The organism is Bradyrhizobium sp. MI1.3 (genome assembly GCF_055811695.1).
This window is the reverse complement of record NZ_JBVVPQ010000063.1, coordinates 1-12,476: the sequence shown is the minus strand read 5'-3', so window position 1 is coordinate 12,476 and position 12,476 is coordinate 1. Positions and strand designations below refer to the sequence as shown.

At 64.5% G+C, this 12,476-nt stretch carries 11 protein-coding genes and 1 other RNA gene; 8 read left to right on the top strand and 4 right to left on the bottom strand.

The genetic code is table 11. The annotated features are described in order from the left end of the window. Nucleotides 1-143 precede the first annotated feature (143 nt). From ssrS to AC0L3A_RS31685, 3 genes are all read right to left on the bottom strand, one after another. Nucleotides 144-303: non-coding RNA, 6S RNA (gene ssrS / locus AC0L3A_RS31695), on the bottom strand. 48 nt (nt 304-351) lie between these two features. Beyond that, a complete protein-coding gene (locus AC0L3A_RS31690) occupies nt 352-735 on the bottom strand; it encodes a cell division protein ZapA (protein ID WP_007599950.1) in 384 nt (127 codons plus the stop codon). After that, complete coding sequence (locus AC0L3A_RS31685) at nt 732-1,052, bottom strand: DUF4164 domain-containing protein (protein ID WP_026232773.1); 321 nt, start codon at nt 1,050-1,052, stop codon at nt 732-734. Before AC0L3A_RS31685 ends, AC0L3A_RS31690 begins: the two co-directional genes overlap by 4 nt. A 288-nt stretch (nt 1,053-1,340) precedes the next feature. Between AC0L3A_RS31685 and tkt the strand changes: the two genes are divergently transcribed. The 8 genes from tkt (at nt 1,341) to AC0L3A_RS31645 (ending at nt 10,907) form a co-directional block, all read left to right on the top strand. Next, the gene (gene tkt, locus AC0L3A_RS31680) at nt 1,341-3,326 is read left to right on the top strand and encodes a transketolase (RefSeq protein WP_219682873.1); all 1,986 of its coding nucleotides are present in this window, start codon (nt 1,341-1,343) and stop codon (nt 3,324-3,326) included. A gap of 146 nt (nt 3,327-3,472) precedes the next feature. Further along, nucleotides 3,473-4,480 carry a type I glyceraldehyde-3-phosphate dehydrogenase gene (gene gap, locus AC0L3A_RS31675; RefSeq protein ID WP_007599946.1) on the top strand — a complete coding sequence of 336 codons (1,008 nt, stop codon included), beginning with the start codon at nt 3,473-3,475 and terminating at the stop codon, nt 4,478-4,480. A gap of 148 nt (nt 4,481-4,628) precedes the next feature. Next, complete coding sequence (locus tag AC0L3A_RS31670; RefSeq protein WP_007599944.1) at nt 4,629-5,825, top strand: phosphoglycerate kinase; 1,197 nt, start codon at nt 4,629-4,631, stop codon at nt 5,823-5,825. Between the two features lie 67 nt (nt 5,826-5,892). After that, nucleotides 5,893-6,960 carry a class II fructose-bisphosphate aldolase gene (fba, locus tag AC0L3A_RS31665; protein ID WP_007599942.1) on the top strand — a complete coding sequence of 356 codons (1,068 nt, stop codon included), beginning with the start codon at nt 5,893-5,895 and terminating at the stop codon, nt 6,958-6,960. Between the two features lie 254 nt (nt 6,961-7,214). After that, nucleotides 7,215-8,240, top strand: a complete 1,026-nt coding sequence (locus AC0L3A_RS31660) for a class I fructose-bisphosphate aldolase (RefSeq protein WP_007599932.1) — start codon at nt 7,215-7,217, stop codon at nt 8,238-8,240. Nucleotides 8,241-8,243: 3 nt separating this feature from the next. Further along, on the top strand, nt 8,244-8,933 hold the full coding sequence (locus AC0L3A_RS31655) for a thiamine phosphate synthase (RefSeq protein ID WP_007599931.1): 690 nt from the start codon (nt 8,244-8,246) through the stop codon (nt 8,931-8,933). 8 nt (nt 8,934-8,941) lie between these two features. After that, complete coding sequence (locus AC0L3A_RS31650; RefSeq protein ID WP_007599930.1) at nt 8,942-10,036, top strand: tetratricopeptide repeat protein; 1,095 nt, start codon at nt 8,942-8,944, stop codon at nt 10,034-10,036. A gap of 85 nt (nt 10,037-10,121) precedes the next feature. Beyond that, nucleotides 10,122-10,907 (top strand): inositol monophosphatase family protein, encoded by a 786-nt coding sequence (locus AC0L3A_RS31645; protein ID WP_007599929.1) that lies wholly within the window; start codon nt 10,122-10,124, stop codon nt 10,905-10,907. A gap of 33 nt (nt 10,908-10,940) precedes the next feature. Here AC0L3A_RS31645 and AC0L3A_RS31640 read toward each other — a convergent pair whose 3' ends face one another. After that, a complete protein-coding gene (locus tag AC0L3A_RS31640) occupies nt 10,941-12,083 on the bottom strand; it encodes an AAA family ATPase (protein WP_007599928.1) in 1,143 nt (380 codons plus the stop codon). Nucleotides 12,084-12,476: the final 393 nt, after the last annotated feature.

The following is a 12,476-nucleotide window of genomic DNA, read 5'->3' as shown; positions in this document are numbered from 1 at the left end:
CGGGTGATCCAGTATCCCAGAGACGCCAGTGATCAAACATCGACGCCGCGGCGTACTGGATGCCCCGCCTTCGCGGGGCATGACACTGCCGGTTGTCGGGAACGCAATTCGAGAGGCACGAACCAGGAGGACGAATACAAAAGTGCGAAGCCGCGAACGCCGTTGAAGCACTCGATCCCGGAGTTCCCTACGAAAGTAGGTGGGCACCATATGTCCGAGCCCACGGGCCCGGCCAGGGACAGTTCCCTAAAGGATCGATAAGGCCCCGGGGATAATGGCTCCTGACGCGCGTCGCAGCCCCGCTTGGGCAATGTAACAACGATGCTGACGAATCGCCAGCCCGGTGAAGGGTCAGCCGATGGCGATCCCGTTGCCGACGGTGCGGTTCAGGACCTGGGTCGATTTCTCGATGCGCTCGGCCGCGGAGTTCAGTGCGTTCACGACCGCGGTCTGGGTCAACCGGGCGCGCTCGACGGCGGCGTTGCGGAAATCCCGTAACTCGGTCAGCTCCTGCTCCATGGTGCGGATGCGATTGCCGGCATCGACCAATTCGTCGCAGACGGTCAGCGCCGCCATCACGGTGAGCCTGGCATCACCGATCTCGCCGAACTTTCCGCGCAGCGACTGAATCCGCGTCTCCAGGCTTTCGGCGAGCTTGAGCAGCCGCACCTCCTGGCCTTCCTCGCAGGCCATGCGGTATTGCCGGCCGTTGATGGTGACGTTGATGTGGCTCATCCGTCCTCTCCGGTATCGAGCACCGAACGTATCGTAACGATCGCGGAATCCAGCCGATCGGAGATCTCGCGGCTGGAGCGCTCGAGCTTGCGCGCCTTCACCAGCGCGCCGTCGAGCTCGTCGGCAAGCCGCGAGCGGTCCGCGCCCAGCGCCTGGATCCGCGCCGCGAGCTCGTTCTCGTCGCGATCGGCGTCGCGCCGCCGCTCCACCGCGCTTTCGAGCGAGTCGAGCGCCGCCATGAGCCTGCGGGTCGCGATCTCGATCTCGACGGCCGAGGACTCGGTCATGGCAGAGCTGTTGGATACGCGATCGTTCATGCAGTCAGCGGCGGAACCTGTGGCCTATCCCCTGGGGGCTTGCCGTCCGGCAAAAGACTCGGTTCGGCAAGCGGTTAGAAGCAGAAATTTACGTGGCAAGCTAGCGGAGCGCAACGCCGCCACGAAACTATGCACTGCTAAGCAACTTTTGCGGCCAAACCGGCGTTTGATTGCCTTGGCCTGTCGGAACCGAGATGCTATCCCAGCCGCGACCCCAGCGGCCGAAAGGCTCCTTCCGGCGCGGCCAAATCCAGCCACAAGCGCCTCATTTCAGACGGATTTTCAGACATGACGCAGGTCGACCACAACCGTATGGCCAATGCGATCCGCGGCCTCGCCATGGACGGCGTCGAGAAGGCGAAATCGGGTCATCCGGGCCTGCCGATGGGCGCCGCCGACATGGCGACCGTGCTGTTCACGCAATTCCTGAAATTCGACGTCGCCGCGCTGGACTGGCCGGACCGGGACCGCTTCGTGCTCTCGGCCGGGCACGGCTCGATGCTGATCTATTCGCTGCTGTATCTGATCGGCAGCCCCGAGATGACGATCGACCAGCTCAAGGACTTTCGCCAGTTGGGGTCGCTGACGCCGGGACATCCCGAGCACGGCCACACCAAGGGCATCGAGACCACCACCGGTCCGCTCGGCCAGGGCATTTCCACCGCTGTCGGCATGGCGCTCGCCGAGAAGATGCTCGCCGCCGAGTTCGGCAAAAAGATCGTCGATCACCATACCTATGTGATCGCTTCCGACGGCGATTTGATGGAAGGCGTGTCGCAGGAAGCGATCGCGTTGGCCGGGCACTGGAAGCTCAACAAGCTGATCGTGCTCTACGACGACAACGGCATCTCGATCGACGGTCCGACCTCGCTTTCCGATTCCGTGGACCAGGTGAAGCGGTTCAAGGCGTGCGGCTGGGCGGCCGAGAAGATCGACGGTCATGACCAGGCTGCGATATCAGCCGCGATCACGCGCGCTCAGAAATCAAACAAGCCGACGCTGATCGCCTGCCGCACCACCATCGGCTTCGGCGCGCCGCACAAGGCCGGCACCAACAAGGTGCACGGCGAAGCGCTCGGTGCCGACGAACTCAAGGCCGCCAAGGAAAATCTCGGCATTTCGCTGGAGCCGTTCTCGGTGCCCGACGACGTGCTCAAGGCCTGGCGCGCGGCCGGCAGCCGCGGCGCGGCGGCACGACAGGAATGGGAAGCAAGGCTCGGCGAACTCGGCAGCCGCAAGCGCGCCGAGTTCGAGCGACGGCTGCGCCACGAGCGCCCAGCGGCGCTGGCGAAGGCGTTCAAAGGCTACAAGAAGGAGCTCTTGGAAAAGCCGATGAATGCGGCGACCCGCAAATCCTCCGAAGCCGTGATCGAAGTGATTGCTGGCGCGATGCCGATGGAATTTCTGGCGGGCTCGGCCGACCTCACCGGCTCCAACAACAACAAGGCGAAGTCGGCAACCGCGTTCTCGGCCAAGACGCCGAAGGGCCGCTTCATCCATTACGGCATCCGCGAGCACGGCATGTGCGCGGCGATGAACGGCATCTTCCTGCACGGTGGTTTTGCGCCGAACGGCGCGACCTTCCTGGTGTTCACCGATTATGCGCGGCCGGCAATGCGCCTTGCCGCTCTGATGGGCACCGGCGTCGTCTATGTGATGACCCACGATTCCATCGGCCTCGGCGAAGACGGCCCGACCCATCAGCCGGTCGAGCATCTCTCAGCGTTGCGCGCCATTCCCAACATGCGCGTGTTCCGCCCGTGCGATTCCATCGAGGTTGCCGAGTGCTGGGAGCTCGCGCTCAACCGCATCGACGGCCCGACGGTGCTGGCGCTGACCCGTCAGAACCTGCCCCAGCTGCGCACCACCGCACCGAACGAAAGCCCCTGCCGGTTTGGTGCCTACGAACTGGTGGCCGCCCAGGGCGAAGCAAAGGCGACGCTGTTCGCCTCGGGCTCCGAAGTGGAGATGGCCGTGGCCGCCCAGAAGCAGCTCGCCGAGCGCGGCATTCCGACCCGGGTGGTTTCGGTTCCCTCGCTTGAGCTCCTGTTAGCGCAACCAAAGGAGCGCCGCGACGAGATCATCGGCAACGCCCCCATCAAGGTCGCGATCGAGGCCGCCGTGCGCTGGGGCTGGGACGCCGTCATCGGCCAGGATGGCGAATTTATCGGCATGCACTCCTTCGGCGCCAGCGCCCCTCTCAACAAGGTATTCCAGCACTTTGGCATTACCGCCGAGGCCGCGGTTAACGCCGTTCTGAAACGCGTTTCCTGAGAGTTGAGATTGCCGAAAAAAAGGACTACCTAACTCTCATATGATCAAGCCCCGCCCGGCCGAACCGGGCGTCCGCCCTAAAAAAACCCTCGCAGGCGCGCTAGCGCGTTGTGCGGGATGACAACGGTCATTGAAGGAGACGAAACATGGCAGTCCGCGTCGGAATCAACGGTTTTGGTCGCATCGGCCGCAACATCCTGCGGGCCATCGCTGAGTCCGGCCGCAAGGACATCGAGGTCGTCGGCATCAACGACCTCGGCCCGGTCGAGACCAACGCGCATCTGCTTCGCTTCGACAGCGTCCACGGCCGCTTCCCCGGCACCGTGACCGTCGATGGCGACACGATCAGCCTCGGCGGCAACAAGATCAAGGTGACCGCCGAGCGCGATCCCTCGAAGCTGCCCTGGAAGGATCTCGGCATCGACATCGCGATGGAATGCACCGGCATCTTCACCTCGAAGGACAAGGCCTCCGCGCATCTGACCGCCGGCGCCAAGCGCGTTCTCGTTTCTGCGCCCGCCGACGGCGCCGACGCCACCATCGTCTTCGGCGTCAACCACGACACGCTGACCCGGGAACATCTGGTCGTCTCCAACGGCTCCTGCACCACCAACTGTCTTGCGCCGATCGCCAAGGTGCTGAACGACCTCGTCGGCATCGAGACCGGCTTCATGACCACGATCCACGCCTATACCGGCGACCAGCCGACGCTCGACACCATGCACAAGGATCTCTATCGCGGCCGTGCGGCTGCGATGTCGATGATCCCGACCTCGACCGGCGCCGCCAAGGCGATCGGCCTCGTGCTGCCGGAACTGAAGGGCAAGCTCGACGGCGTCGCGATCCGCGTGCCGACCCCGAACGTCTCGGTCGTCGACCTCAAGATCGTGGCCAAGCGCGCCACCGATCCGAAGGAAATCAACGAGGCGATGAAGCGTGCCTCCGAGCAGCAGCTCAAGGGCATCCTCGGCTACACCACCGCGCCGAACGTCTCGATCGACTTCAACCACGACCCGCACTCCTCGACGTTCCACATGGACCAGACCAAGGTGCAGAACGGCACGCTGGTGCGCGTGATGTCCTGGTACGACAACGAGTGGGGCTTCTCGAATCGCATGGCGGACACCGCCGTCGCGATGGCGAAGGTGATCTAACTCCGCTCTCGTGTCCCGGACGCGATGCAGCGTGAAGCGCTGCGTCGCAGAGCCGGGGCCCATTCAACCGCGGGACTCGCCGCAATTTGGGTCCCGGTTCTGCACGGCGGCACTACGCGCCGCGGTGCGCCCGGGACAAGGGCCTCCGATGACCAACAAATTCCGCACCCTCGACGACGTCGACGTGAAGGGCAAACGCGTCCTGCTGCGCGTCGATCTCAACGTGCCCATGGAGAACGGTCGCGTCAGCGACGCGACCCGGCTCGAGCGCGTCGCGCCGACCATCACCGAAATCTCCGACAAGGGCGGCAAGGTCATCCTGCTCGCGCATTTCGGCCGGCCGAAAGGGCGCGATGGCAAGGACTCGCTCAAGCCCGTTGCCGAGGCGCTGTCGAAGGTCGTGAAGAAGCCCGTAGGCTTCGCCGACGACTGCATCGGCGAGCCCGCGGCCAAGGCCGTGGCGGCGCTGAACGACGGCGACATCCTCTGTCTCGAAAATACCCGCTTCCACAAAGAGGAAGAGAAGAACGATCCGGCCTTTGTCGCGGAGCTCGCAAAACTCGGCGACATCTGGGTCAATGACGCGTTCTCGGCCGCGCACCGCGCCCACGCCTCGACCGAAGGCCTCGGCCACAAGCTACCCGCCTATGCCGGCCGCACCATGCAGGCCGAACTGGTCGCGCTGGAGAAGGCGCTGGGCTCACCGACCAAGCCCGTCATCGCGATCATCGGCGGCGCCAAGGTCTCGACCAAGATCGACCTGCTCGAAAACCTCGTGACCAAGGTCGACGCGCTCGTGATCGGCGGCGGCATGGCCAACACCTTCCTGCACGCCCAGGGCGTCGGCATCGGCAAGTCGCTGGCCGAGAAGGATCTCGCCGCGACCGCGCTGCGCATCATGGAAAAGGCGGAAGCCGCCAACTGCGCCATCATCCTGCCGGTCGATGCCACCGTCGCCTATCATTTCGCGGCCAACGCGCCGTCGCACGCCTATGGCCTCGACGCAATCCCGGCCGACGGCATGATCCTCGACGTCGGTCCGCAGTCGATCGCACGTGTCCATGCCGCCATCGACGATGCGGCGACGCTGGTCTGGAACGGACCGCTCGGTGCCTTCGAGATGCAACCGTTCGACCGCGGCACGATGTCCGCCGCCAAGCATGCCGCCGAGCGCACCAAGGCCAAGAAGCTGATCTCGATCGCGGGCGGCGGCGACACCGTCGCGGCCCTCAATCAGGCCCATGTGGCCGGTCAGTTCACCTATGTCTCGACAGCCGGTGGCGCATTTCTTGAATGGATGGAAGGCAAGCCCCTGCCCGGCGTCGAAGTTCTGCGCACCAAGTAATCGGTCGGCAAGTCGTCAGCCGCCTTCAAGCAGTGGCCTTGCAGGCCCAAACGGGAGAAAAACACAGATGGCTCGGATCACGTTGCGTCAATTGCTCGACCATGCGGCGGAGAACGATTACGGCGTCCCGGCCTTCAACATCAACAACATGGAGCAGGCGCTGGCGATCATGGACGCGGCCAACCAGGTCGACGCGCCCGTCATCATCCAGGCTTCGCGCGGTGCGCGCTCCTACGCCAACGACGTCATGCTCAAGCACATGATGGACGCGGTGACCGAGATCTATCCGCACATCCCGGTCTGCGTGCATCTCGACCACGGCAACGAGCCGGCAACCTGCATGACCGCGATTCAGGCCGGCTTCACCTCGGTCATGATGGACGGCTCGCTCAAGGCTGACGGCAAGACCCCCGGCGACTGGGGCTACAATGTCGGCGTCACCAAGACCGTGACCGACATGGCCCATCTCGGCGGCATCTCGGTCGAGGGCGAACTCGGCGTGCTCGGCTCGCTCGAAACCGGCATGGGCGACAAGGAAGACGGCCACGGCGCCGAGGGCAAGCTCAGCCACGACCAGCTCCTGACCAATCCGGATGAAGCCGTGAAGTTCGTCCAGGAGACCCAGGTCGACGCGCTCGCGATCGCGATGGGGACGTCTCACGGTGCTTACAAATTCACCCGCAAGCCCGACGGCGACATCCTCGCCATGAACGTGATCGAGGAGATCCACCGCAAGCTGCCGAACATGCATCTCGTCATGCACGGCTCCTCGTCGGTGCCGCAGGACCTCCAGGACATCATCAACGCCTATGGCGGCAAGATGAAGCCGACCTGGGGCGTGCCTGTCGCCGAGATCCAGCGCGGCATCAAGAACGGCGTGCGCAAGATCAACATCGACACCGACAACCGCATGGCGATGACCGGCCAAATCCGGAAAGTGCTCAAGGACAATCCGGAAGAGTTCGATCCGCGCAAATACCTGAAGCCCGCGATGGAAGCGATGACCAAGCTGTGCAAGCAGCGGCTCCAGGAATTCAATACCGCAGGCCAAGCCTCCAAGATCAAGAAGGTGCTGACCACGGCCGAGATGGCCAAGCGCTACGCCAAGGGCGAGCTCGCCCCGAAGGTGGCGTGAAGCTGCTCTATCCTCCCCCTCTCCCCGCCCTTCGCGGGGAGAGGGTTGGGGTGAGGGGCTCTCTCCGCAGATGAGATGACTGCGGGACCTGTACCCCCTCACCCGGATCGCAAGGGCGATCCGACCTCTCCCCGCAGGCGGGGAGAGGTGAACAAGCCCTCCCCCTTACCCTGCGACGAACGTTAACTCGGCATTTGCCCGAGAACGGTCTATTTTCACCGGCAAGGGCAGAATCGTTTTGGGAGGACATCTCGATGAATCTGACTGAGCTCAACAGGATCGCGACCGCTCTGGTCGCGCCCGGCAAGGGCATCCTTGCCGCCGACGAATCCTCCGGCACCATCAAGAAGCGTTTCGACGCGATCGGCGTGGAATCGACCGAGGAGAACCGCCGCGACTATCGCGAGATGCTGTTCCGCTCGAACGAAGCCATGAGCCGGTACATCTCCGGCGTCATCCTCTATGACGAGACGATCTGGCAGAACGCAAAGGACGGCACGCCCCTGGTCAAGCTGATCGAACAGACCGGCGCCATTCCCGGCATCAAGGTCGACGAGGGCACGCAGCCCCTGCCGATGTGCCCGGGAGAGCTCGTCACCGTCGGGCTCGACAAGCTCGCCGAGCGCTTGAAGAAATATTGCGAGCGCGGCGCGCGCTTCGCCAAATGGCGCGCGGTGATCGATATCGGCAGCGGCATCCCCTCAATGACCGCGATCAGCGTCAACGCCCACGCGCTGGCGCGCTATGCAGCGCTGTGCCAGGCCGCGCAGATCGTGCCGATCGTCGAGCCCGAAGTGTTGATGGACGGCGATCACGACATCGATCGCTGCTATGAGGTGACGAGCCGTGTGCTCAACAAGACGTTTCAGGAATTGCGCGTGCAGCGCGTCGCGCTCGAGGGCATGGTGCTGAAGCCGAACATGGCCATCTCAGGCAAAAAATGCCCGAAGCAGGCTTCCATCGAGGAGGTCGCGGAGAAGACGATACGGCTGCTTAGGGCGTGCGTGCCCGCGGCGGTACCCGGCATCGCCTTCCTCTCCGGCGGCCAGTCGGATGAAGAGGCAACGGCGCATCTCAACTCCATGCACAAGCGCGGGCCCCTGCCCTGGGGCCTGACCTTCTCCTACGGTCGCGCACTGCAGGCCGCGCCGCAGAAGGCCTGGTCGGGCAAAGCCGAGAACGTCGCGGCCGGACAAAGCGCATTCAGTCACCGCGCGCGAATGAATGGCCTCGCCTCCAAAGGCGAATGGCAAAGCAGCCTGGAAAAGAAAGCGGCCTAGATCTTGTCGAACAAATCTCCTCCGCCGCGCCCGGCGCCGCGCCTTTATCTCGCGACGCCTGTCGTCGACGATCCCGCTTCGCTTCTCACGGAGCTGCCCGGTCTGCTCGCCGCCGCCGACGTCGCGGCCGTGCTGCTGCGCCTGAAGGAGACCGATCAGCGCACCATGATCTCCCGGATCAAGGCGCTAGCGCCGCCGGTTCAGAAAGCGGGCGCCGCGCTGCTCGTCGACGGCCATCCTGAGCTCGTCGCACGCGGCGGCGCCGACGGCGCGCACCTGCCCGGCATCGCCGCGCTGAAAGAGGCGCTGCCATCGCTCAAGCCCGATCGCATCGCCGGCGTCGGCGGGCTGACGACGCGGCACCATTCCATGGATGCGGGCGAGATCGGCGCGGATTACGTTCTGTTCGGCGAGCCCGACGCAAAGGGCCAGCGGCCGTCGTCGCAAGCGATCGCCGAACGGCTGGACTGGTGGGCCGAGCTGTTCGAGCCGCCCTGCGTCGGCTTTGCCCTGTCGTTGGAGGAGGCCCGCGAATTCGCCGCCAGCGGCGCCGATTTCGTGCTGGTGGACGACTTGATCTGGGCCGATCCGCGCGGACCCAAGGCCGCGCTGGTCGAGATCGACGCTGCGATCAAGAATGCTCATGCGACGGCGCTTGCGGGCCAAAATCCTGCGGGTCAGGAGCACGGCTAGCGCCCGTCATGAAGCTCCCGCGCATCACCATCCTGGCCACGCTGCTGCTCACAGTGCCCGCGGCCGCGCAGCTCCAGATCACGCCGCCCGTGGCAACGCCAAGCCCTTCGGCCGAGAAAACCAAGGACAAGCCGAAGGCCACGCCGCACACCATCACCAAGAAGAAGGAAGCGGCCCCGGCACCAAAGCCTTCAGCGTCCCCCAAACCTTCAGCCTCCCCAAAGCAGGCTCCGGCCGCGACCGTGATCCCTGCGCCTCCGACCGACAATCCCAACGTCGATCTGGTGTACGGCGCCTATCAGCGCGGCCAGTACAAGACCGCCTTCGAACTCGCCACCGCCCGTGCCGAAACCGGCGATGCCAAGGCGATGACCATGCTGGGTGAGCTCTATTCCAATGCCATGGGAATCCGGCGCGACTACGCCAAGGCGCTGCAATGGTACAAGCGCGCCTCCGACGCCGGCGACCGCGAGGCGATGTTCGCGCTCGCTATGCTCAGAATGTCCGGCCGCGGCGGCCCGGTCGACAAAAACGAGGCGGTCAAGCTGATGGCGTCCGCCGCCAAGCTCGGCGAGCCCAAGGCGGCCTATAACCTCGCGCTGCTCTATCTCGACGGCCAGACCCTGCCGCAGGACGTCAAGCGCTCCGCCGAGCTGCTGCGCCAGGCGGCTGATGCCGGCCTGCCCGAGGCGCAATACGCGCTCGCGACCTTCTACAAGGAAGGCACCGGCGTGCCGAAGGATTTGGAACGGGCGGTGCGTCTGCTCCAGGTCGCCACGCTGACCGACAATGTCGATGCCGAGGTCGAATACGCCATCGCGCTGTTCAACGGCACCGGCACGCCGAAGAACCAGCCGGCGGCCGTAGCCCTGCTCCGCAAGGCCTCCCGCCAGGGCAGCGCGATCGCGCAGAACCGGCTGGCCTGGGTGCTGATCAACGGCATGGGCACGGCCGTGGACAAGGTCGAGGGCTTCAAATGGCATCTGGTGGCCAAGACCGCCGGCAAGGGCGATCCGGAGCTGGACAAGCAATTGTCCGATCTGCCGGCCGAGGACCGGGCCAAGGCCGAGGCTGCCGCCAGGAAATGGCTCGGGGCCAAATGACTTGACGTTGAGGCCCCCGCAGGGCACCCCATCCCTCAAACAGGTGCGATTTCGCGCCATTTCCCCCGATCAAGACCGGAAGCTCATGCTGTATTCCGCAACTATCAACGTCATGGTCAAGGCCGCGCGCCGCGCCGGCCGCAGCCTCAAGCGCGATCTCGGCGAGATCGAGCATCTCCAGGTCTCGCTGAAGGGGCCGGCGAATTTCGTCTCGCTGGCCGACAAGCGCGCCGAGGAGATCCTCTACCAGGACCTCGCCAAGGCGCGGCCCGGTTACGGCTTCATCGGCGAGGAAGGCGGCACGCGCGAGGGCTCCGACAAGAGCCACACCTGGATCGTCGATCCGCTCGACGGCACCACCAACTTCCTGCACGGCATCCCGCAATTCGCGATCTCGATCGGGCTTTCGCGCGAAGGCACGATCATCGCCGGCGTGATCTACAATCCCGCCAATGACGAGCTCTACATTGCCGAGCGCGGCAAGGGCGCCTTCCTCAACGACCAGCGCCTGCGCGTGGCCGGCCGCCGCCAGCTCAACGAATGCGTGGTGGCCTGCGGCCTGCCCCATATCGGCCGCGGCGACCACGAGGAATTCCGCCGCGAGATGACCGCGATGCAAGAGCGCGTCGCCGGCCTGCGCCGCTTCGGCGCCGCCTCCCTCGACCTCGCCTTCGTCGCGGCGGGCCGCCTCGACGGCTATTGGGAGCGCAATTTGCAATCCTGGGACATCGCGGCAGGCATGATCATGCTGCGCGAGGCCGGCGGCACGATCACCGACATCGACACGCCGGGCGATGCCCTGGTGACGGGCAATGTCGTGTGCGGGAATGAGTTCGTGCACGGGGAATTGGCGAAGATTTTGCGGAAGTAGGCCGCAGTAGCACGACAGCTCGATCTACGACGGTTAAGAATCGTCGTCCTCGTCGGATTCCTCGTCGTCCTCGTCGTCGCGATATTCACCGCCGATGGTCAGGCCCTCGATCGCCGTGGCGCCCTTCGACTTGATCACCCGGCGGAGCGGGACCGAACTCTCGCTTCGCAGCGCGTCCATCAACTGTTCCGAATGGGTGACGATCCAGATGTCGGCGCGGCGTGATGCCTTGGCGACGAGCCGGGCCAGCGGCGCCAGCAGCGACGGATGCAGGCTGGTCTCGGGTTCGTTCAGCGCAATGAACGGCGGCAGCCGATAGCCCATGAACACCGCGAGCAGGCAGATGTATTTCAGCGTCCCATCGGATAGTTCATGCGCCCTGAACGGCCGCGGCATATCCGGCAATTGCAGATCGAATTCACACCTGCCATTTTCTTCCCATGCGCGGAGTTCGGCACCCGGGAATGCATCCTGGATCGCGTCCTGCAGGTCGTTGGCGTCTTCCCGAATGACATAGAGGGTCGCCAGGGTGGCCGCCAAATCGATTCCATCGGCGCTGAGCGAGGGCGTCGCGATCGCGAGACAAGGCTTTCGTATCGGTGACGCCGGATCAGTGCGGAAGTCATGATAGAATCGCCAGCCCAGCATCGCATTTCTGATCAGGTCGATTTCCGGACATTGCTTGCCATCGGAAAAAGCCGCAAGCGCGGTCTCTGACGGCAGCACCGCATCCTTGTGAGCGTTCCAGGCGCCGCTCTCGCCACGGACGCTGATAAGCGAATTGATCCGCTCCATCAGCTTGACCGTGCGTTTGCCGCGTGTCGTTTCGATCGTTTCAGCCTTGATCATCGGCTCGCCGGAAAACGCGGCCTGAAGCGGGCTCGGAAACCCGAGCTCGATGGAATACCTCATGCTGTCGAATGTGGCCGACAGCCGCAGCCGCCCGTCTTCGCCCTTTTTGCGAATGCCGGACCAGCAGACCGAATTCAATCCGCCTTCATCGGCGATCGTGCGGGTGATTTGACCGGTCGCCGCGTCGCGCAGCAGCGACAAGGACTTGTAGAGATTGGATTTGCCGACGCCATTTTCACCGACAAACACCGACAAGGGATGGATGGGTATGGAGAGCCGCCGAATGGAGCGATAGTTCGAGATCGCAATTTCGGTCGGACGCATGACGTGCTCTCGATCGGCGGGATGCCAGGGTATTCGCGGCGTGGTGCGAATACGTTGTTCAATCCAGGGATGCAGTCTGGATTGAGGCCTCCGAGAAATCAAGCCGAGGGATCCGGCGTTCAGTCAGGGCAATCGCATATGGTGCACGAGGACCACGCGGCTTGCTCCGCCTCTCCCGCTTGCGGGAGAGGCCGACGCGCCCCGGGCGATGCGAAGCATCGTCCCGCGCGCGGCGGGTGAGGGCTCTCACCACACGGGGGCATCCTCCGCAATTCTCGACAATCCCGACGCGGAGACACCCCCACCCCAACCCTCCCCCGCAAGCGAGGGCTTTGCTTAATTGGCCGAGCGGGAGTGAGGCTCGATATGGGGTATTTTTTTGTGCGGCCTCGG